Genomic DNA, 20,953 nt, shown 5'->3' with positions numbered 1-20,953 from the left:
CTCAGGAACAGGCAAGATGCCTGTTCCACAAGACATGAATTTGCTTGTGGGGTGGGCATCCTGCCTGCCCGTATCATTCTCATGAACAGGCAAGATGCCTGTTCCACAAGACATGAATTTGCTTGTTCCACAAAAACTAAATTTTCTTGTGGGGTGGGCTTCTAGCCCGCCCATAAAAGGCTTATCGAGAATGGTGCAAGATGTGAGATGTTGTACCATTCTCAGGAACAGGCAAGATGCCTGTTCCACAAGACATGAATTTGCTTGTTCTAGAAAAACTAAATTTTCTTGTGGGGTAGGCTTCTAGCCCGCCCCTGAAAGCCTGATTTACACCGCACAAAAATTTTCGACACACCGCACAAACATTTCTACACCCATCCCCAACGCAGTTTCATCAAAATCAAAGCGCGGGTGATGGTGCGGGTAAGCTAAGTTTTTCTCTGGATTTGCTGAGCCCAAAAAGAAATAGCAACCTGGCACTTCTTGCAAAAAGAACGACATATCCTCGCCGCCCATTGTTTGGCATTCGGGAACGATTCCCGCAGGAGTTTCGACAACAGATTCTGCCACGCCGCGCACCAATTCAGCTATTCTCGAATCATTAATAACTGGCGGATAAAGCGAACAATAATCTAATTGGTAATTTGCCCCGTGACTCTGACAAATTCCGGCAATTAATTGCTCGATTCGCTTGGCAAAATAACCTTGATATGCTGGGTTGAAATAGCGCACCGTGCCACCGATTTGAGCGGTGTCGGCAATGACGTTGTGGGTGTGGCCTGCGTGGAAGTTGCCGACAGTTACTACCGCTGAGTCGATCGGGTCAATGTTCCGCGCGACGATTGCCTGCAAAGCGCTGACAATTTGGGCTGTAACTACGATCGAGTCCACAGTCTGATGTGGCATTGCGCCGTGTCCACCTTTGCCAAAAATCGTGCAGTCAAAAACTTCGACAGCCGCCATCAAAGCGCCGCTGCGGACGCCTACAGTACCCAAAGGTAGATTGTTCCACAAATGCAAGCCGACGATCGCATCAACATCAGGATTCTTTAAAACTCCCGCTTCAATCATCGGTTTTGCGCCCCCTGGGCCTTCTTCGGCGGGCTGAAAAATAAATTTTACTTTACCCGAAAAGCTGTGTTTGTGCTTTGCGAGATAACAAACAGTACCGAGGGCGATCGCAGTGTGACCGTCGTGGCCGCAAGCGTGCATAATTCCATCATGCTGCGATCGATAATCCACCTCATTTTCTTCTTGAATAGGCAAAGCATCCATATCCGCGCGAATTGCCAAAACCCGTCCCGGTTTGCCGCTGTCTATAGTTGCGACAATACCAGTTTTAGCAATATTAGTTTCATGATCTATGCCCCATTCCTGCAACTTTTGCGAGACAAACTGCGCCGTTAAATTTTCATCAAAACTCAACTCCGGCTTTTGGTGCAAAAGGCGACGCCATTCGACTAGCTGAGGCTGCAAATTTCTAATCTCCAGCCGCAATTGAGATAAATCGACAGAGGTTAAATTCGGTAAAGTAGAAACCATGTTTTATTCTCCTTTTTTTTTGATTAGCTTTTAGATTTAATCACTTAATAAATGGTAATCACTAATTATAGCGACCCCGAATAAGTTGTGAAACTCTCTGTGCTCTTTCTCTGCGGTCTCTGCGGTCTTTGTGGTTAAAATAAAATCTTCTTCAATCCTATCCCAGTTGGGCAGGAGATTTTTTATGAACCGCAGAGGGCGCAGAGTACGCAGAGGAAGATAAGAATGAGAAAGAGAGGTGTTTAGAATAGGGTTATTTAGAAGTCTGAGCAACTAAATTAACCCCTGGCAGTAACCGCTCTAAATCTAAATCTGAAGCAATTTTAGCTAATTTAGCAAGGTCAGTCGGGTCATCTAAATGCGGCAAAATACCCAACACAGGTATTTGAGTCAGCGACTGGATCAAATCAACGGGCGCTAGATCGGCCATTTCTTGTTCAGAATAAGCTTTAACGCAATTGAGCACAATTCCTCTCAGCTTAAAACCAGTGTGTCTGGCGAGAGCAACATTCGCCACAGCTTGCCCGATCGCCCCCAACCTCACAGGTACTACCAAAACCCCTCTCAGCCGCCAATCCCTGGCAATATCGGCCACCGTCAGTTCCCGCGTTACAGGCGATCCCAGCCCTCCCAAAGATTCCACCAACACAAAATCCTTGCGCTGCGAGAGGCTTTGCCAAGCCGTCCAGACCTTTTCGAGTTCGATACGTCTCCCCTCCCGTTCGGCGGCAATCGGCGGTGCTAGAGGGGCATCAAAGTGCACTGGATTGAGTTCTTCGGGGGATTGGTCGAGGGAAAACAAACGGGTGTAGAGTTCGCGATCGCCCGTTCCCGTTTGCAACAGCTTCATAATTCCCAAACTGCGATGGGGAAAATACATTTGCCAATAAGCAGCCAGAGCGCTGGTCAAAACAGTTTTGCCCGCGTCGGTATCAGTTCCAGCAATTAGCAGCGAGTTCATTGGCAAATAGCTAACAAGTAATTGGCCTCAACATCAGTCTAGGGGAATTTTGCCAGAAGTTTAGAGTTCTGGCGATGGTGCGGGTGTTGGTGCTGGTTCCGGTTCCGGCGCGGGTTCCGGTTCCGGTTCCGGTTCCGGTGCAGGAGTTGGGGCCGGTTCCGGTGACGGTGCGGGTGTTGGGGCCGGTTCCGGCGATGGTGCGGGTGTTGGGGCCGGTTCCGGTGTTGGTGCTGGTGTTGGCGCGGGTGTTGGTGCTGGTGTTGGCGACGGTTTGGGCGTCGGTTTGGGTGCGGGAGTTGGTGCGGGCGTCGGTTTGGGCGTCGGTTTGGGCGCTGGAGCCGGCGCGGGCGTCGGTTTTGGTGTCGGAGTTGGCGCTGGGCTTGGTTCTGGGCTGGGTTCCGGCAAAGGTTCTGGACTGGGTTCGGGCAAAGGTTCTGGACTGGGTTCGGGCAAAGGTTCTGGGCTCGGTTCCGGCAAAGGTTCTGGGCTCGGTTCCGGCAAAGGTTCTGGGCTTGGTTCTGGCAAAGGTTCTGGGCTTGGTTCCGGCAAAGGTTGCGGGGTTGGGGTTGGCAAAGGTAGCGGGTTTGGTATCGGAGTTAGTGTCGGCGTCGGGTTTGTGAGTGCTGGCGGTGTCGGAGTGGGTTTGGGGCGCGAATTGTTGAGAAATGAGCCGACTAAAGCCCAGGAACCGAAGCCAGTCAAGATTACTAAGCCCGCCAGCAGTCCGATCGCAGCGATGGGATTGTCCCAAAAAGTGTCGCCTGCTGGCTCACTTAACGGGTCTGGCTGGTTTTGCGGGCGGGAACTCCGGGCGGCTGGCTGGTTTGGCGGGGGGGAACTCGGGGCGGCTGGCTCCGGCGGCCTGCCCACGGCCACCGTTGCTATTAGCGAAGGGTTTGTCGGCACCACTGCTGGCGGCGCGGGCGGTACAGTTGGCTGGCTAGGCTTAGGATTAGTTTGGGCGTCGAGTGCTTGGGCGACTTCGCTGACAGATTGATATCGATCGCCCGGAGACCGATTCAACATCCGATTCAGCACCAAAGCCAAACCTGTGCTCACCTGCACTTGCTGCTGCCAATTCCACTGCAGCGTTTTTTGATCGAGCAATTCCTGCGGTTCTTTGCCTGTCAGCAGGACGATCGCCGTTACGGCTAAAGCGTAGAGGTCGCTGCTGGCAGTTACTCGCCCGCTGTGCAACTGTTCCATCGGCGCGTAGCCGATTTTACCGACAGTTGTCGCGTGGGCTGTTCCTTCGGGAGACTGGACTTTGGTGGCGAGTTCCTTCACCACTCCAAAGTCAATCAGCACCGGCATTTGGTCGTTTTCCCGCCGAATTATATTTTCTGGGGAGATGTCGCGGTGGATGATGCCGCGGGCGTGGATGTGAGCCAGTACCGGCAGCATTTGCCGGATAAATACCAAGACTTCGGCTTCCGTGAAGCTGCGACCATTTGAAGTTCGATCGAGCAGCAGTTCGCGGTAAGTCATCCCTTCCACGTAATCCTGCACTAAAAACAAACGCTGGTTCTCTTCAAATATTGCCCGAAACTGGGGAATTTGCGGGTGCGCTATTTGGTAAAGTATTGCCGCCTCTCTTTGAAACAATTCCTTCGATTTTTCCAAAACGTAAGGCCCGCTTTGCACTGGGATCAATTCCTTCAGGGCGCAGCGTTCTTGAAACCGTCCCAAATCTTCTACTAAATAAGTCCGGCCAAATCCTCCTTGACCTAAAATATTCACCAAGCGGTAGCGGTTTTGTAGGAGAGTTCCAATAGCAATAGGTGGCTGCATAAGTTTAAGTAGAAACTGTTAAAAAATAGACGATCGCTCACAGACTTAGTAATGCTATGTCTTTAATGCTCTTGAGCATACTTCACTATCTGTAGTCCCCAGTCCCGACCAAAGTTAGTATTTTACATTTTTTTGACATTCTTGGACGCCAGGATGGTCAGAAACCGGGTTTTTTCACGAAAATACACAGCTTGCAACCCGCATATCCGATCGAAAACCCGGTTTCTGCGTCAATATCTCAAGGGAGAAATGCACGATTTTTCGTAGAAACCGGGTTTTTTGGCCTTAGCCCTAATAAGTTGTCGCCCCTCGGTCTAGGCCATACATCTCTATAAAGCTTGAGATTATTTATGAGAGATGTCTACTGACTACTGACTAATGACTACTGTCAACTGTCAACTGTCAACTGCCAACTGCGAACTGTCAACTGTCAACTGTCAACTGTCAACTGTCAACTGTTAAGCTTTGCTTTCACCATGTCTTGAATTCTGTTACCGTCTGCTTTGCCCTTAAGCTGCTGCATTGCCTTGCCCATCACCTTGCCCATATCTTTTGCAGAAGTAGCGCCAACCGAAGCAATCACTTCGTCAACGACTTGACTCACCTCTTCGTCTGACATCTGCGCCGGCAAATACTCTTCAACAATTGCCAACTCCGCCTCCTCTTGTGCCACTAAATCTTCGCGGCCACCTTTGCGGTATTGTTCGATCGAATCCCGGCGCTGTTTGGCTATTTGCATCAAAATTTCCATTTCTTGAGCTTCTGTCAGCGTCTCTTGGCCGGAGGGACGAAGGCTGACTTCTTTTTCGAGAATAAATTTCTTGATGCCGCGAACTGTTTCCAAGCGAACTTTGTCCTTGGACTTCATGGCTGCTTTGATTTCTTCGTCAATGCGTTCTCTTAAGCTCATCGATTTCTACCTTGCTTTGCCCGATATCAAAAATCTGGAGTATGCTTCCGATTCTTAACTTTTTTTACAGTATTTTTCAAGTTTATTGCCTGTTGGTGGCATTTTTATCGCATTGAACCCGGATGCCTTCGGCCTTCGACTGAATTTTGGGCGGCTAGACTTCCAGCCTCCGCCCCAAATTGACTCACGCCAGAACTTTTAGACGCAGGGACACAAGTGCGATCGTACTTCTGCCAGTACAGAGTTCGCTAGAACCCACATTCCACGCCGTGGGGGTGTCACACAGCATAATTACGCAGAAAACTCTATCTTTACAGTAATAAATTATGCCTTTAAAAAGTTTGTAATCCGTTAATGTACGGTACTCAAGTATAATTCATAGTTTTATTGCTGGATAAAAATAAGTAAAAACCGATTGTGACCGTTAAGGGAGCCGAATGTGGGGTAGAAACCGGATTTGTTGGACATATTTCTGCAAGTCCTATTCAATTCGCCTAACTTCACACTTGTGGCCGCCCCGAATGTTAAATCTCTTAAAAAATTGGCTGAATATTTCTAGTTTCAGATGGTAAGATAGCGATGGAATAAACGTCCTGCAAGAGGCCTGCTGTGATCCGTTCTGCTACTTTACCGCTTCCGCTTCCCGAGCCGCCGGTTTCCGCTCATGACCGTCTGCGGCTGTTCTCCGGTTCTGCTAATGTTCCTCTCGCCCAAGAGGTGGCTCGCTATCTGGGGATCGATTTGGGGCCGATGGTTCGCAAGCGGTTTGCTGATGGGGAACTCTACGTTCAAATTCAAGAATCAATTCGGGGTTGCGATGTTTACTTGATTCAGCCAACTTGCTGTCCGGTAAACGATCGCCTCATGGAATTGTTAATTATGATCGATGCTTGTCGCCGCGCTTCGGCCAGACAAATTACTGCCGTCATCCCCTATTACGGATATGCTAGGGCTGACCGCAAAACGGCCGGAAGAGAGTCGATTACTGCAAAATTAGTGGCTAATTTGATTACGGAAGCTGGGGCCGGTCGCATTTTGGCGATGGATTTGCACTCAGCTCAGATTCAAGGTTATTTTGACATTCCTTTCGATCACGTTTACGGTTCGCCGGTCCTATTGGATTATCTGGCGAGCAAGCAATTGACGGATATTGTTGTGGTTTCGCCGGATGTTGGCGGAGTCGCTAGGGCGAGAGCTTTTGCCAAAAAGCTTGGCGATGCTCCCCTGGCAATTATTGACAAGCGCCGCCAAGCTCACAACGTGGCAGAAGTGATGAATCTTATCGGTGATGTCAGGGGCAAAACTGCTGTGTTGGTGGACGACATGATCGATACTGCCGGCACGATTTCTGAGGGCGCCAGATTGTTGCGCCGCGAGGGTGCGAGGCAGGTTTATGCTTGTGCTACTCATGCGGTGTTTTCGCCTCCGGCGATCGAGCGTTTGTCTAGCGGGATTTTGGAAGAGGTAATTGTTACGAATACAATTCCTGTGCCGGAAGAGAACCGTTTTAAGCAGTTGACGGTGCTTTCGGTAGCCAATTTGCTCGGAGAAACTATTTGGCGGATTCACGAAGATAGTTCTGTTAGCAGTATGTTCCGCTAGACAGGAAAGGCGCTTTTTGAATGTTTGTTTTAGGGTGCGTTAACCAAGTGTAACGCACCGTTTTTTTGTGAATAGTGCGATCGTTTCCCGCAAGTAATAAGGCCAGGCGCATCTAAATTTTACTGTCAAGTCCCATCAAATTCTTGTGGAGTGGGCGTCCCGCCCGCCCGGAGAATACAATTTAGATGCCCGACAGCTTATCAAGTTTCTCGGTAAAATAACGGTTATAACTTTGTAGTGAGGACTAAAGTCCTCATAAAAATTGGCTCAGACTTTAGCTCTCACTACGAACCAATGTGACGATCGGCGATCGATCGCACTTGGTACCACCGGAACAAGAGATGGTAAAATTCTATCTTGTTGTTGGAAGAGGGCGAATTTTTTATATTCTAGATAAGTCTCGTCACAATCAGGAGCCCATAGGGAAAAATCATGAAACATTCACTTGTACGAACAGTGGCCGCACTGGCAGGTTCAGCAATTTTAACACTCGGGGCGATCGGTTCGGCTAAAGCATTTACTTTTGACGAAACCGAAATTAACCAAGACCGAGTAATTGTCATCGCCCAACCCCGCCCTTCCGGCGGCTACCAATTGCTAATTCTAGAACAAGTCTCTGACGCGCGAAAATGCTGGAGCGAAAGTGGCTCTAATCCCGTGAAAGTCGATCCATTATTAGTTAGTTTTGATTTCACCGGTATTTGTGGCCGCGCAACTGACAGCAACGGCTTTTCAATTCGCATGGCAGGCACCGATTTAGCATTAAAATACACCCTAACTTTGGAAACTGTTGATGGCAATGTTCTACTAATTGGAACTCCCGTAGATTACCAAGGTAAATCGGTGGTTATCGGTCGCACAAACGGCGATGTTAACGACTTCATGAAAATCAGTCTCGATCCTGCTTGGCGCTTGAGTAAAAGAGCTTACCAAGGCCGCACATTAGGCCACTTTTATTTCACTACCAATCAATCCGCACCGGGAGAAATTGGCAATACCGGAGGCAATACCGAAGCAATACCGCAGCCAATACCGCAGCCAATACCGCAGCCAATACCAATACCAATACCGCAGCAGCCAATACCGCAGCCATCACCGCAGCCATTACCGCAGGAAATACCAATACCGCAGCCAATACCGCAGGAAATACCAATACCGTAGGCAATACTGGCTTTTCTACAATTCGGAGATAGCTACCAATGATATCTACGCTTCCGAAATTAAAGAAGCTGTGGGCTTTGGGTTTGTAGCCCGGTTTTCTCAACATAATACCTTTCGACCGCAACTTGCTTTTACCAGAGAGCAATTGGTATCTTTAGTATTGGAATCCTGGAAAGGAATACAAGATGCTATATCACATTTCCTAGCAATGTTTCTATCCGTCCCTATAGCGATGTTGATATTGTCCGGTGGAGTGCCTGAAAAGTTCTATTGGCGCGGGAAAACAAGATAGTTAGCGGTTATCAAGATGGAACTTTTAAACCTACGCAGTCCGTCACTCGCGCTGAATTGATGGCGGTGCTCCGTCGAGCGGCGGAATTTGGTTTCTCTGCCCGGGGAATGAACCGGGATTTAGTTGCTCAAGAACCGTCTAAAACTTTTTCAGGCACTCAGAAGTATTGGGCTGCTGCTATTTTTGCTCAAATGTCTTCTTATTGTTCTGTTGCTTCTGCTCTTAACGAAATTGGCGATCGGTTTGCTTTCCATGATTCTGCAAAGCGGAATTACGCGGCGGCGGCTACTTGGCGGATGCTGAAATGCGTTAAGGCTCAGTAGGGCGAATTAGAGCCCCGACTTCTTCCAGAAGTTGGGAATCTGAGTATATTGCACAATTACCTCATTTTTTGGTTAATAGTTATATGTTGTACTCTTGTCAAGAACGGGCAAGATGCCCGTTCCACAAAACTTGATTGTATTGTGGAACGGGCATCTTGCCCGTTCCTAAACAAGTAATTGAGAATGGTGCAAGATATCAGTTAATCAGGACTTTAGTCCTTACTACAAACCAGTCCGTAATCAGGGCTTTAGTCCTTATCATATCGTTTCCTTCCGTTGCTTCTTAGAGGGCTTTTTAGGAGTTTTCTGGACGGGGATGGTCTCGGATTCTTGCTGTGCGATGTCTGGGGTTACTTTAAACAAGTCATTTAAGGAAAGTTTTTGTTGCGATTCAAGTTCGTTTAGCAAGTTTGATGCTGTTTCTAATATTTGTTTTCCCTGTCTGACTTGAATAGTAGTTTTATTTTCGATCGCATCTAGCAACACAAAAATCGAGACTGTTTGCCAAATCTCTAAATCGTCGCCGACGACATCGCAAGCAGAGACAATTTTGCCGTTTTGTGGGGCGTGAATTCCTAAGCCGGAATCTTGAATTAACGGCTGGATTTCTGCTAGACTTAAATTCGCAAGGTCGCTAATTTTATGTTCGAGGGATACTAAATCTGCTAAATCTGGTAAGTTGACCGATTCTGCGGCTAAAGCATCGAATTTAAAGGTAAGAGTTTGATTTAAAGGATCGGAAATGGCATAAATTGATTGAATTTGCGATCGACTAACTGCACCTTTCTCGAAAAAATCTCTACCTTGCGGGGCGATCGCAATTTGCCCATTTTCCGCCACCTCCAAGCTTTCCAAACTAACCAGAGTCGCCGCCGTAGTCTTCACAAAAATCTCGTCCAACCCCAGCAAATCCGCCAATTCCTTCAAAGTTGGCGCAGGTTCAAACTCAACACCCGCCCGCAAAATGAACTCTTCCAACACGTTAAACTCGCGCGGTTCGCTAACCGCCACCTCCAGCGGAGTTTGGCGGATTGCAAAGCGGAATTGACGCGCCGCCAACACTGACAAACCCGGATTTTGTTGCTCCATCTGTTCGGCTAGCGAACTTAAATTCGAGTCTATGGGTTTAGTTGAGGACGCTAGAAACATCTACAAAACCTCCGCAGTGACGCACTGTTTTTGAAACTTCCTGATACATTTTTCCCACTGTACCTGTTTGTTGGGTAAATAAATCGTGGCAGCCGACAACTACTAACAATTCTTGAGCGCGGGAAAATGCCACATTCACCCGTTCCGGTTCCTTAGCAAATCCAATATCGCCCCTAACATTATTGCACACGGTGCTGACAATAATTACAGGTCTTTCCATGCCTTGAAATATGTCAACTGTACCAGTGCGGATGCTCAAAGCAGGGAATCTTTCGCCTTCGATTCTGTCTTTAATTGCATTTAATTGAGCAGCATAAAAAGTGATAATTCCGATTTCTTTCGGTGGTTCACCGTCGGCAACTTTGGGCTGCCAAGCTGTCTGCATTTGTTCGCACAAACGCTCGATCGCATCAATCTCCTTGACATTCAACCGGGAAGTACCCTGTTTTTCTTCTTCAAATCCTTGTCCGATGGGCGTTTTCACCCACAGAATGTGATTATTTTCTTGAATGATTCTACCTGCGAGGTTGTGGGCGCGCTTGGTGTCTGCTTCCTGAATGCCACAGTTGAGTTTTTGCTGGTAAAACTGATTGATTGCGCCCATGATTTGCGGGTGCATTCGATACTGAGTTGTCAGCATTTTTTTGATGCTGTCGTTGGCATTTTCAAACAAAACTTTGAACAAAGATTCTTTGATAAAGCTAAGTTCGTCTCCGGTACAGCCGATGTCTTCGGCAATATCGTCGATCGTACTTTGATTAAACATCGGCGGCAATTGCCTGTGATCGCCCACTAATACTAACTTTCTGCCTTTCAAAGCGGGAATTAATAACTCTGGGGGAGTGCATTTGCTAACTTCGTCAATGATGACTGCATCAAAGCTGGGAAAGTTTTTAGTAAAATCGAAGCTAGCAGCCTGCACGCAAGTAATGCCGATCACGTTGGCATTGTCAATATAAATTTGCTTTAAATCGTTGCGGTCTTTTTCTGAGGGATTGCGAAGTTTTTGAATCCAATCTGTCACAAAGTTTTGAGAACGATTTAGTGCTGTTTCTTCTTGTTCTAGTTTCCGCTGCCAAGTTTTGAATAAACGCTTAATTTTGTTTAAAAAAGCTACGGTGAATAATCCTGTATTCGGAACTTCTGGCTGATATTGAGTCGGGATAGTTTGCCATGCTGACTCCCACCAATTTCTCTCAACAAGTAATGCTGCTGTCGGTTGCTGCTGTTGCAGTTGAGCGGTAATTTCGCTCAATTCGGTTTGAAGTTCGGCGAGTTGCTGCTGCGAAGTTGCAGCCGCAGTTTGTAGCGGAGATAAATGCTCGTCAAGAGTGTTTTTGATGGTCTCCAAAACCCCAAAAGGGTCTAGATCGGCAATGGATTTTTCAAGCTGAATCGTGCTTGCTTTCCAAGCCTCAACTTGCTTGATAAACTGCTGCGGTTGCTCCCAAATATTGGATTTTTGGGCGAGATATTGTTCAGCTAAAATCCGCAACTTTTCAGGGGCGTTGGGCTGTTGGACAATTGCTTGCAACAAATTAGTAACTTGGCTAATTTTTAAGTTCGCCTCTTGCTGCGCTGTTTCTACCTGAAGTTTAGCGGCGGATATTTGCTGCTGGTTCAAGGTTTGACCGATTTTATCTAATAACTGTTGCTGTTTGATAAGCTGCTGTTCGGTTTCGGTTTTTAGGGGAACAACGCACTGACGCGCATTTGCAAGGATACTGTGCAGCAATTCTTTGACTAGGCGATCGAAGGTAGCCTGGACATGATTTGGGTGCAAGGATTCACTATAAAATTGTTGAATGCTACCTAAGAAAGTGCGAGCTTTTTCGATGATAAATTTGCGCTGACTTTGGCTGACTTGGGAGTAGCTGGCGAAGTCTTTGGCTAGTTGTTGCCACTGTGTACGATCGCCCGCAGAGAGCACGATCGGCGTTTGACTCAAATTTAGGTGCAGAAACTCGCTAAACCGGAACTGTTGCCCTTGTAGATCCTTAAAACCTGCGCTTTCTTCGTGGGATATCGCCTTTTGCAACCGATCCAAATCGGGCAAATTGATTTTGCATTTGGGCGGCACGATCGGCAATTTGAGCGATCGGGCAATTTTCAGCAATCCTGCGGGCAATTCTACCATATCATCCGTGAGCATTGCGCCCGTTTCCCAGCAAGATTTCACGACTTCATAGAGTCCCGTATCTGCCGTCTCGATCCACTGTGCAACCGCGACGACAACGGCTGCTATTTCCGCTTTTCGCAATTCCAAATTCTTGATTTTCTGTTCGAGATTGTGGCGGTGTGTCTGATTTTGCCGATCGCCCAATTCGAGTTGATTCACAGCCTCAGACATCTGTCGCGACACACGCAACGACTCCGCAACCGCCGACATAGCGTGACAAACATCATCAGCGCGATCGAATGCCGTCTTAAATTCCGATATTTGCGCTGCTACAGTTTCCTGCAGCCAAACCGCAATCCCAAACGCGCCGCAAGCAGGGCGATCGAAGCCGATTTGGGTAGCATAGCTGGTGGCAATGCGAACATTTGCCATAAAGTTTTCTACTAAAACATTGCCTTCTGAATAAGGTTTTAGTCGGGGCATAAACTCGGCAACTTCTGGAGATTCCCAGTTAACATTCGGCGCATCCAGCAAATTTCCTAGCCCGCTAACTAGAGATTCAATATCGCTTTTTTTGGTTAAAATCTCTTCATAAGCTGCTGCTTGCTGGTTGCACTTTTCCTCAATATTTGCTTGATTGTCGTGCAGGTGTTTGAGTTCATTAAAAAACTCTCTCTCTGCGGCACAGTAGGCGGTAAATCGCTCTGATTCTGCCACCAACTGCCGCAAAGATTTGACATTAGTCAGGCGCTGCGAGAGCTTTTCTTCGCAGTCAGTCGCCGTATTTTGCAGCCAAGTGCCGATCGCATTTTCCTCTAAAAACGGCTGCCCTTCTTCCTGCACCTTATGAGCTTTTCCCTTCCGCAAAGCCCGAATCGCCGGATTGTGTACTAACCGACTCAAAGCATTGTCTACAGCCAAATTTGCTTGCGAAGCAATGAGCGTTTTGCCGCCCTGACTGGCAATTTGATAGCAAATCTCCGCAATCACAGTCGTTTTGCCAGTTCCCGGCGGGCCTTGAATCAAAATTAAATCCCGTGCCGAAAGCACCGTTTCTACGGCGGCAAGTTGGTCGTCATTAGCATTGCGATTTAATAATTTTTCCCGATCTAATTTAATCATTTTTTCGGGCATTCTCGCCTGAGAAGAGTCGAATAAAAACTCACTCAAATAGGGATTTTGAGCGCGGCCATCTGTCAGCATTTTTAAAGCTTTCTTCTTGCGTTCGATCTGACTGATATCGCCCGCCGCCTCAAAATATAAGAATCCTTGTTTGGGCAGTTGATATCTGCCGCCCGCCATGCGAACTCCTAAATCAACATCTAACTTAATCCGTAATTTACCATGTTCAAAGTCAATTTCAGCGATGCTACCCAATGTCTCTCCATCGCGGCTGCTTCTGCTTCCTGGCGGCGAATCAAACAGAATAATTTCTTCATTTCGCGCCTTTTTTAGCCTTTCGCGAAAGTCGCCCACTTCTAAGAAATTTTCCTCGTAACCGTCAAGAGTTGCGGAATTACGATCGATTTCAAAAGTGACGATTTTGAAGCCGGAACCGTAATTGTGCCCTCGGAAAGGCACGCAAAATTGACGCGCTTCCGCGATGCGTTTTTCAACATTTAAAAAAGTGTGCCAAACTTTTAGCTGTTCGGTAGTCGGTATGTGTCTGTCGTCCCAAAATGGCATTTGTTGGACGCGGGCGATCGACTTTACAGGAATTGGCGATCGACTGTTAGCCAAAAGTCGCAACTGAACCGGCAAAGCATACCCATCTTTCCTCCCTCTGGGAACCGCCACCAAACCAGCATCCAGCAGTTTTAAACCGCCGATTCCGTCTTCACACCGTACAGTTGCTAACAACCGCAAAGTGCGATCGGCTTTTTGCAACAATTGAGGTAATTCAAAATCATCTCCATCCGTAGCAAGCAGCAATTCCCAGATTTCTTCTTCAGAAAATCTCTCATTTACCTTTTGGCGACGGACGTAGAAAAGATTGTGGGATTGGCCAGCTATCTCCGACATCAAAATTTCCGCACGCTCTCTACATTCCCAATCGCAATATTTCCCTAAAGCCGCTTCTCCTTCTATATCCCGAATAAACTTATTAATTGTGCGATCGCCACTAAATTTATATCCCCAATCTTCTGTTACTAAAGATGGCATATTTTGATTTTAGATTTTAGATTTTAGATTTTAGATTTTATCTTGGATTTAAGATTAGCACATCGGAACTTGTACCGACAGAACCGCTACATCCCAAAAAAAATTAAGGTGTGCATTGCACACCCTACGACCATCGCAAATTACCGTACAGGCGAAAGGCGATCGTATTAAACACTTTAGAATCAAAAGGGCGAACGATGGGACTTGAACCCACGAATGGTGGTACCACAAACCACTGCCTTAACCACTTGGCTACGCTCGCCGTATCAGTTTTAACTATAGCATCAGATCTCAGCACAAGTCTAGGGGTAAGGCAAAAATATTTTGAAATATTTCTGAGCGTCCCTCAACCGGACAGATAGATTGTGCCTCAAGTTCCAAGCACAGTAAGACTATAGCACTATTTTCGCTCTGCGCGATCGGCTTGTGCGATCGGCAATTATCTCGCCCCCAGCAGTCATGCGGCTTGGGTTCGGTAGCTTTGGCAGCGTTCCGATTCGGCCCAGCGCATTAAAATAGCCTTATCAGCCCAGGCGCATCTAAATTTTACAGTCCAGTTTGATAAAACTCACATCTTGCACCCTTCTCAAGAACAGGCAAGATGCCTGTTCCACAAAGAATGAATTTCTTGTAGGGTGGGCTCTTCTAGCCCGCCCCTAAAAGCCTTATTGAGAATGGTGCAACATCTCAGATGAAATGCTTGTGGGGTTTCCCGCCCGCCCGAAAAATACAACACAAGAAGCGGGACAGCTTATCCCACACCGCATGAGTTATCAACCATCCCTCTTCTCTCTCTTCTCTCTTCCCTCTTCCTTCGCCTCGCTTCGCGTCTTCGCGGTTCGTAAAAAAAACTCTTCTCCGCAATCCAAAATCTAAAATCTAAAATCAATATGAGCTACTGTGTGAACCCTGAATGTCAAAATCCTCACAACTCCAACGCCGCACAATTTTGCTTAAACTGCGGCTTTAACCTGTTGCTGAGACAGCGATATCGCCCGATTGAACTTTTAGGTAGAGGCGGATTTGGTAAAACTTTCCTAGCAATTGATGAAGACATCCCATCTCTACCCCGCTGTGCAGTCAAGCAATTTTATTTTTACGACCGCGACCCCAAAATTTTTAACAAAGCCGTTGAATTATTTCGGCAAGAAGGCGTCCGTTTAGACGAACTCGGAAAACACCCGCAAATCCCTACATTATTAGCCTGCTTTGAACAAGAAGGTCATATTTATTTAGTTCAAGAGTTTATAGGGGGATCGACTCTTAAACAAGAATTAGCCAAGAGTGTATACGATGAAGAGCAAATTTGGCAACTGCTGCAAGACTTATTGCCAGTGCTGCAATTTATCCATGGCAAGCGCGTCATTCACCGCGACATCAAACCCGAAAATATTATCCGCCGACAGTCAGACAACAAACTCGTATTGATCGATTTCGGCATTGCCAAACTGCTGACTGATTCAGCTATGCTTCGCCCAGCAACGCTCATTGGCAGTCAAGATTATGTAGCTCCCGAACAAATGCGCGGCAAAGTATTTCCTGCTAGCGACCTTTACAGTTTAGGTGTTACTTGCATTCGCCTAATGACGCAAGTTCCTCCCTTGGATATGTACGACTGCAACAACGAGCGCTGGTGGTGGCGTGAGTTTCTCCCCAAAGCCACGAGTATTAGCGACGAGTTAGGTGAAATTTTAGATAAATTGTTGCAAACTCATCTCAATCAGCGGTACAGTTGTGCTGCGGAAGTTTTGGACGATATCCAAGCAGCTTTAGAAATTCGTCATCAAAATTTGCTTTCGCCCAAAAAGCCGATCGCTCCTGCTCTCGGTAATAGCGACAACTTAACCGATATCAGCGCGCTACAAACTTCTGATTCTCCAATTTTACCGACTAATGCCGTCGCCCATTGTGCAGAAGATTTTTCCTTATCTGTTACTTCAAATACTTCAAATATCGAGCCAACTCTAATTTCTGCACGGGGAGTTGATTATACCAAACTGCGAGATTTTTTGTCTAACAAAAAGTGGAAAGAAGCCGATCGCGAAACTTGGGGCTTGATGTGTCAGTCTCTTTCCCAGCCACCGGAAACTCAGCTAGAAATTAGCCAAATTTACCAGCTACCCTGCGAAGATTTGCACACAGTCGATCGCCTTTGGCTGCACTACAGTCAAGGTCGGTTTGGCTTCAGCGTCCAAAAACAAATTTACGAAAGCGTTAAGGGAGACTATATCAGATTTTGCGATCGGGTCAACTGGCAAGCCTACAATTCTACTACTTTAGGGCAGATTAAATTTAATCAGCAAGCACCAATCGGACACCTCCCCTCTCGCAGTTGGGTTGGTGGCATTCAGTGGCTGCGGCATCTCGATGCCCTGTCTGCAAAATTAACCGAGTGCGACAATAATGCAGCTTGTAAATTGTAGTATTTATACCGACTAACTAGCTAAAATTTTAACTTTAAACTCTACCTGAAAGCAGAGAAATTTATCGCGAGAGATGTATCCATTGACCGAGGTTCCGTGCGATCGCTTGTCGCACAATGGATTCTGAAGGCGAACACAGATAAAGTCTGCGATCCTGAGACACAACAGAATTAAAGAGAGGTATCAATCCATGTTTTTTCACAAAAAACAATTAATGGCTGCGGTGACTGTAGACGAAGCCAACCCCCGTTTTGCCCAATTGCTGCTAGAACAGTTTGGCGGAGCAACCGGAGAACTGACAGCAGCTCTGCAATACTGGGTGCAGTCATTCCACTGTGAAGATGCAGGGATTAAGGATATGCTTCAAGATATTGCGCTCGAAGAATTCAGCCACTTAGAAATGGTGGGTCAACTCATCGAAATGCACACCAAAAACGTTGACCAAACAGAAGCTTACAAAAGCACTTTGTTTGCGGTGCGCGGCGTAGGTCCACACTTGTTAGACAGCCAAGGTCAAGCTTGGACGGCAGCTTATATCAACGAAGGCGGGGAGGTAGTGCGCGATTTGCGTGCTAATATCGCTGCGGAAGGAGGAGCTCGCCAAACCTACGAAGAGTTGATTAAACTAGCACCGGATATGGGAACGAAAAAGACGCTGCAGTTTCTGCTGACTCGCGAAATTTCTCACACTCAAATGTTCATGAAAGCTTTGGAATCGGTGGGCAAACTCACCGATCCGATGTTCGGCAATATTCCCCCCGATTCCACTGTGGATCTCTACTTTAACTTGTCCACAAATGGCAAGGATGAACGCGGGCCTTGGAACTCGGAACCTACTTTCCAATACATTGCCGATCCCGCTCCCAAAGCTTAATTTGAGATTTGTGTAACCTGGGTGGCGAGTGAAGATTTAAGCCCAGTGTTAAGTAATTTTTAAGCCGTGCACCTTCTTTTGTAAGGTGTGCGGCTTAAAAACTTTAAGCCCCGTGTTGAGTAATTTTTAAGCCGCGCACCCTAGAATATGGAACTTTTGTGTTGAGTAATTTTTAAGTCACGCGCCCCATGATGTTACAATTATTTGAAATCCCGATCGAACATTAACATCCAATCCATATTGAAATTGCGATCATCGACCTATTTATTAGTTTCTCACGGCAGCCGCGACCCCAGACCCCAACTAGCTTTGGAAAACCTAGCTCAACTGCTGTCTCAAAAATTGCCTGACTCCTTCCCCGCAGTAGCAACCGCCACCTTAGAACTCGGGCCCGCACCGCTACACGAACAAATTTGCAGTTTTGGCGAACGTACCCTGTCGCTGGGAGTGACAGAATTGCAAATCCTACCTGTATTTTTATTGCCGGGAGTTCACGTCGCCGAAGACATACCGGCAGAGGTGGAACTTGCCCAAAAAACTTTTGGTGACAAGCTAAAAATTGAATTGCGCCCGCATTTAGGTTCCCAGAAAGCAGGCTTAACACAATTGGTAAAAAGTCAGATGCAAGAGGTGACTTTTCTCCCCAATCTGCTATTGCCAACATGGATTTTATTATCTCACGGCAGCCGTCGCCCCGGAGGTAACTCGATTGTTGAGGAAATCGCCAGCAAACTAGGCGCACAGACAGCTTATTGGTCAGTAAAGCCGAGTTTGGAAGAGCAAATTGAGAGTTTGGTTCGTGGTGGACAGCAGCAAATAGGGATTGTGCCATACTTCTTATTTAATGGAGGAATTACAGATGCGATCGCCAAAAATGTCGCACAGCTAAAGCAGCAATTTCCTGCGGCGGAACTTCATCTCGCAAATCCTCTAGGCCCAAGTGTAGAATTAGCAGACTTAATTAGGGATTTAATTCAAAAATGAACCGCCGAGGCACAGAAGAGGTAAAGGAAGAAAGAAAAATGTCTTTAGGAAAAGTGTATTTAGTAGGTGCGGGACCCGGAGATCCGGGTTTGATGACCTTGAAGGGAAAAGCTTTGTTAGAGTGCGCGGATGTGGTGATTTACGACGCTTTAGTCAGTCCTCAAATTTTGGCAGCAATCAACCCCCAAGCAGAACGAATTGATGCCGGAAAACGCAAAGGCCGTCACTCGTTAATGCAAGATGAAACAACTCAGTTAATGATAGAAAAAGCTGGAGATAATGCGATCGTAGTTCGTCTCAAAGGCGGCGATCCGTTTATCTTCGGTCGCGGCGGCGAAGAAATGGAAGAGTTGGTAAAAGCTGGAGTGTCAGTAGAAGTCGTCCCCGGCGTAACTTCTGGGATTGCGGCCCCTGCTTATGCGGGAATTCCTTTAACACATCGATCGTACAGTTCATCTGTCACCTTTGTCACCGGTCACGAATCAGCGGGAAAATATCGACCGGAGGTAAATTGGCAGGCGATCGCCCGCGGCTCCGAAACCATTGTAGTATACATGGGAATCCACAATTTGCCTTACATTATCGGTCAGTTGACCGCAGCCGAATTGAGTGCAGAAACGCCCATAGCGTTAGTGCGCTGGGGAACGCGGCCGGAACAAGAAGAATTGATCGGAACTTTGGGTACCATTGTAGAGCAAGTTGAGGCGGTCGGATTTGCAGCACCTGCGATCGCCGTAATCGGAAATGTTGTAAATTTGCACTCAATATTGTCTGGCTGTCGCCCTGTTCATCAAACTGTAGAATAAGCGAAAACATAGGAGCAAATAAGGGCGATCGATCGCCCTTGTTTGCCCCTACACCCTCTCTAGCCAAGCAAAAATTAGAGATTCAAATAAGTGGCTAGATGCTCGTTAGAAGGGCATCAGCTTGGGCTTTATGTATTGGCTGTTGGCGCGGATGAAGCAGTTTTTGCTGGGCACCCGCAGCCAGGAAGCGCCCCCAGCGGTGATGAAGCTGTTGAGGCCCAGATAACCGACATCAACGGTGCTGCCGTTGGGGAAGGTCGTAACGACAGTGCCACTAGGGGCAGTGGCGCGACAATTGAGTCCCGTTGGGTCGGTGACAACCCACTTAGGCCAAGTGGCGCTGCCTGCCGTTTCAGATTCAATGGTATTGGCATTGCTGGCCAGGAAATTGCCGCTGCTATTGGCGACGGGGACGGCTTCGGTCAGATTGAGCTTGAAGATTGAACCCACCCGAGAGGGACAGTTGACCCCACCAGTAATCGTCCAAGTGGCTGTCAGGCGCGCCGGGCCGGAGTTAGAAACCGGACGTTGTAGTTTCAGGTTGCCCTTACATTGTTGCGTTGCACCGGGCCCGAAACGCTCGTCGGTGAAGGTTCCAGTATAGGTTCTGATACCACCACTGCTGGTGACGCTAGTCGCCTGGAAGTTCCCTCCCCATTGCCTGCCACCTACGTAAGTCCTGTAGTAGCCGCCGCCAATAGCAGAGCCACTGTCACCAGGAATTTCTTTAATATTAATAAAAGTGGTGCGACTGCTGGTTTTGTAGGCGCTGGCTTGGGCAATGTGGGGCAAAAGGGCGATCGCTGCGATCACGCCTAAAATAGAAATTATGGGTTTCATAGTATGTTCCTTAATTTAGATAAATGAATTTGGTTTGAGCGCAGATGTTACGGCCAGCAGGTAGCTCCACTACCACCAAGGCACTGATTATTAGGTTGAGCGATATCGATTTGGGTAATGTTTTTCACGCGGGAGACGTAGTTGAGATTTGCCCAAAGAGTCTTTCTAATAGCGGTTTCCAGAATCGCAGTAGTTCCAACTCCACCGCTAATAAAAGGTTTGCAGATGCGAATTTTGTAGGCAATGTTACTGCCTCTGATTTGGCGTTTGATAATAAAGCGACCTGCATTGATGGCTCCAGGAGGTAGAGGTTGACCGTTGCAGGCATTGCTCGGGAGCAGCGGTAGCGCCCTCTCTAGACCCGGTGCATTAGCAATTTCGGTACGGGTTGGCCCCTGAAATAAGTTCTGGAGAGCACCCACATCAGAAGAGAGGATTGCTGGTAGAACGTCTGACAGTGTGGGTGTGCTCGAAGTTTTGGCCGCTCCTCGGCATCCGAGGAAAGTGCACGGTTACAGTTGCAGCGATTGAGGGGGATTGCGATAGCCCCAGAGCAACTAGACTCGAACAGCCGATCGTCATCGACAGGGAACTAAATTTCATGGGAAACTCCTAAAGTAGGTGAGTCTACATACACCTAAATCAATACTCGGGACAGTTTTAGAGCGCCGAGGATACAATGCGGGTTTCAGGCCTTGGTATTCGTAATTTCTTTCACCCTCGAATTCGCGATCGCGAATTCGTGTGGCATTGTTTCTCCGTCTAGCATTACGTGACCCCTTGTTTGCATTTATTTCTTAGGCGTAACTGCTAACGGAAACGCTTTACCAGTAACTTTTTCTAGTGACACTCGTTTGGGGTAGCTCGTTTGAGTGTCACTTATTTTACAGACATGGCCGCGACTGGTAAAAAAACTCAAAACTTACGCACCTACTCTACAGCACTTCCGGATGTTATGAGGTACAGTAGCAGCAATTAGTAAACCAGTTTTTGAGATGTTTCGGATTAATTAA

General features: G+C 47.3%; 15 protein-coding genes and 1 tRNA gene. 7 read left to right on the top strand and 9 right to left on the bottom strand.

Annotated features, from left to right (window positions below; genetic code table 11):
* Positions 1–327 precede the first annotated feature (327 nt).
* The 4 genes from QUB14_RS11200 to QUB14_RS11185 all read right to left on the bottom strand — a co-directional run bounded on the left by QUB14_RS11200 (position 328) and on the right by QUB14_RS11185 (position 5,204).
* A complete protein-coding gene (locus QUB14_RS11200; RefSeq protein ID WP_333217406.1) occupies positions 328–1,542 on the bottom strand; it encodes a M20 family metallopeptidase in 1,215 nt (404 codons plus the stop codon).
* 253 nt (positions 1,543–1,795) lie between these two features.
* Entirely contained in the window at positions 1,796–2,503 is a 708-nt protein-coding gene (bioD, locus tag QUB14_RS11195) for a dethiobiotin synthase (protein ID WP_333217407.1), read from the bottom strand.
* 60 nt (positions 2,504–2,563) lie between these two features.
* On the bottom strand, positions 2,564–4,294 hold the full coding sequence (locus QUB14_RS11190; protein ID WP_333217408.1) for a serine/threonine-protein kinase: 1,731 nt from the start codon (positions 4,292–4,294) through the stop codon (positions 2,564–2,566).
* Positions 4,295–4,745: 451 nt separating this feature from the next.
* Positions 4,746–5,204, bottom strand: a complete 459-nt coding sequence (locus tag QUB14_RS11185) for a GatB/YqeY domain-containing protein (protein ID WP_333217409.1) — start codon at positions 5,202–5,204, stop codon at positions 4,746–4,748.
* A gap of 609 nt (positions 5,205–5,813) precedes the next feature.
* Here QUB14_RS11185 and QUB14_RS11180 point away from each other — a divergent pair.
* The 3 genes from QUB14_RS11180 (at position 5,814) to QUB14_RS11170 (ending at position 8,582) form a co-directional block, all read left to right on the top strand.
* Positions 5,814–6,806, top strand: a complete 993-nt coding sequence (locus QUB14_RS11180; RefSeq protein WP_190734335.1) for a ribose-phosphate pyrophosphokinase — start codon at positions 5,814–5,816, stop codon at positions 6,804–6,806.
* 432 nt (positions 6,807–7,238) lie between these two features.
* Positions 7,239–7,967: a DUF3747 domain-containing protein gene (locus QUB14_RS11175; protein WP_333217410.1), complete on the top strand. Its 729-nt coding sequence runs from the start codon at positions 7,239–7,241 to the stop codon at positions 7,965–7,967.
* Between the two features lie 270 nt (positions 7,968–8,237).
* Complete coding sequence (locus QUB14_RS11170; protein WP_333217411.1) at positions 8,238–8,582, top strand: S-layer homology domain-containing protein; 345 nt, start codon at positions 8,238–8,240, stop codon at positions 8,580–8,582.
* 258 nt (positions 8,583–8,840) lie between these two features.
* Here the strand turns inward: QUB14_RS11170 and QUB14_RS11165 are convergent, their stop codons facing one another.
* The 3 genes from QUB14_RS11165 to QUB14_RS11155 all read right to left on the bottom strand — a co-directional run bounded on the left by QUB14_RS11165 (position 8,841) and on the right by QUB14_RS11155 (position 14,275).
* On the bottom strand, positions 8,841–9,731 hold the full coding sequence (locus tag QUB14_RS11165; RefSeq protein WP_333217412.1) for a hypothetical protein: 891 nt from the start codon (positions 9,729–9,731) through the stop codon (positions 8,841–8,843).
* The gene (locus QUB14_RS11160; RefSeq protein ID WP_333217413.1) at positions 9,709–14,013 is read right to left on the bottom strand and encodes an AAA domain-containing protein; all 4,305 of its coding nucleotides are present in this window, start codon (positions 14,011–14,013) and stop codon (positions 9,709–9,711) included. Before QUB14_RS11160 ends, QUB14_RS11165 begins: the two co-directional genes overlap by 23 nt.
* A gap of 189 nt (positions 14,014–14,202) precedes the next feature.
* Positions 14,203–14,275: transfer RNA gene (locus QUB14_RS11155), tRNA-His, on the bottom strand.
* Between the two features lie 628 nt (positions 14,276–14,903).
* Between QUB14_RS11155 and QUB14_RS11150 the strand changes: the two genes are divergently transcribed.
* The 4 genes from QUB14_RS11150 (at position 14,904) to cobA (ending at position 19,100) form a co-directional block, all read left to right on the top strand.
* A complete protein-coding gene (locus QUB14_RS11150; RefSeq protein WP_333217414.1) occupies positions 14,904–16,436 on the top strand; it encodes a serine/threonine-protein kinase in 1,533 nt (510 codons plus the stop codon).
* A gap of 190 nt (positions 16,437–16,626) precedes the next feature.
* On the top strand, positions 16,627–17,310 hold the full coding sequence (locus tag QUB14_RS11145; RefSeq protein WP_006635510.1) for a manganese catalase family protein: 684 nt from the start codon (positions 16,627–16,629) through the stop codon (positions 17,308–17,310).
* Positions 17,311–17,550: 240 nt separating this feature from the next.
* Positions 17,551–18,294, top strand: coding sequence for a sirohydrochlorin chelatase (locus QUB14_RS11140; protein ID WP_333217415.1), 744 nt, complete (start codon positions 17,551–17,553; stop codon positions 18,292–18,294).
* Positions 18,291–19,100: a uroporphyrinogen-III C-methyltransferase gene (gene cobA / locus QUB14_RS11135; RefSeq protein ID WP_333217416.1), complete on the top strand. Its 810-nt coding sequence runs from the start codon at positions 18,291–18,293 to the stop codon at positions 19,098–19,100. The genes QUB14_RS11140 and cobA overlap by 4 nt, the downstream gene beginning before the upstream one ends.
* Positions 19,101–19,205: 105 nt before the next feature.
* Here the strand turns inward: cobA and QUB14_RS11130 are convergent, their stop codons facing one another.
* Complete coding sequence (locus tag QUB14_RS11130; protein WP_333217417.1) at positions 19,206–19,940, bottom strand: hypothetical protein; 735 nt, start codon at positions 19,938–19,940, stop codon at positions 19,206–19,208.
* A 47-nt stretch (positions 19,941–19,987) separates the two neighbouring features.
* Positions 19,988–20,362: a hypothetical protein gene (locus QUB14_RS11125; RefSeq protein ID WP_190661720.1), complete on the bottom strand. Its 375-nt coding sequence runs from the start codon at positions 20,360–20,362 to the stop codon at positions 19,988–19,990.
* Between the last annotated feature and the right edge of the window lie 591 nt (positions 20,363–20,953).

The organism is Microcoleus sp. B3-D2, from assembly GCF_036705345.1.
GTDB lineage: Bacteria > Cyanobacteriota > Cyanobacteriia > Cyanobacteriales > Microcoleaceae > Microcoleus.
Note: the sequence above shows the minus strand (reverse complement) of the source record. Positions and strands in the feature narration are given on the sequence as shown.

Bases quoted from the DNA above. Each gene is read 5' to 3' on its own strand.
- QUB14_RS11200 (WP_333217406.1), bottom strand. From the start codon at position 1,542: ATGGTTTCTACTTTACCGAATTTAACCTCTGTCGATTTATCTCAATTG.
- bioD (WP_333217407.1), bottom strand. From the start codon at position 2,503: ATGAACTCGCTGCTAATTGCTGGAACTGATACCGACGCGGGCAAAACT.
- QUB14_RS11190 (WP_333217408.1), bottom strand. From the start codon at position 4,294: ATGCAGCCACCTATTGCTATTGGAACTCTCCTACAAAACCGCTACCGC.
- QUB14_RS11185 (WP_333217409.1), bottom strand. From the start codon at position 5,204: ATGAGCTTAAGAGAACGCATTGACGAAGAAATCAAAGCAGCCATGAAG.
- QUB14_RS11175 (WP_333217410.1), top strand. From the start codon at position 7,239: ATGAAACATTCACTTGTACGAACAGTGGCCGCACTGGCAGGTTCAGCA.
- QUB14_RS11165 (WP_333217412.1), bottom strand. From the start codon at position 9,731: ATGTTTCTAGCGTCCTCAACTAAACCCATAGACTCGAATTTAAGTTCG.
- QUB14_RS11160 (WP_333217413.1), bottom strand. From the start codon at position 14,013: ATGCCATCTTTAGTAACAGAAGATTGGGGATATAAATTTAGTGGCGAT.
- QUB14_RS11150 (WP_333217414.1), top strand. From the start codon at position 14,904: ATGAGCTACTGTGTGAACCCTGAATGTCAAAATCCTCACAACTCCAAC.
- QUB14_RS11145 (WP_006635510.1), top strand. From the start codon at position 16,627: ATGTTTTTTCACAAAAAACAATTAATGGCTGCGGTGACTGTAGACGAA.
- cobA (WP_333217416.1), top strand. From the start codon at position 18,291: ATGAACCGCCGAGGCACAGAAGAGGTAAAGGAAGAAAGAAAAATGTCT.
- QUB14_RS11130 (WP_333217417.1), bottom strand. From the start codon at position 19,940: ATGAAACCCATAATTTCTATTTTAGGCGTGATCGCAGCGATCGCCCTT.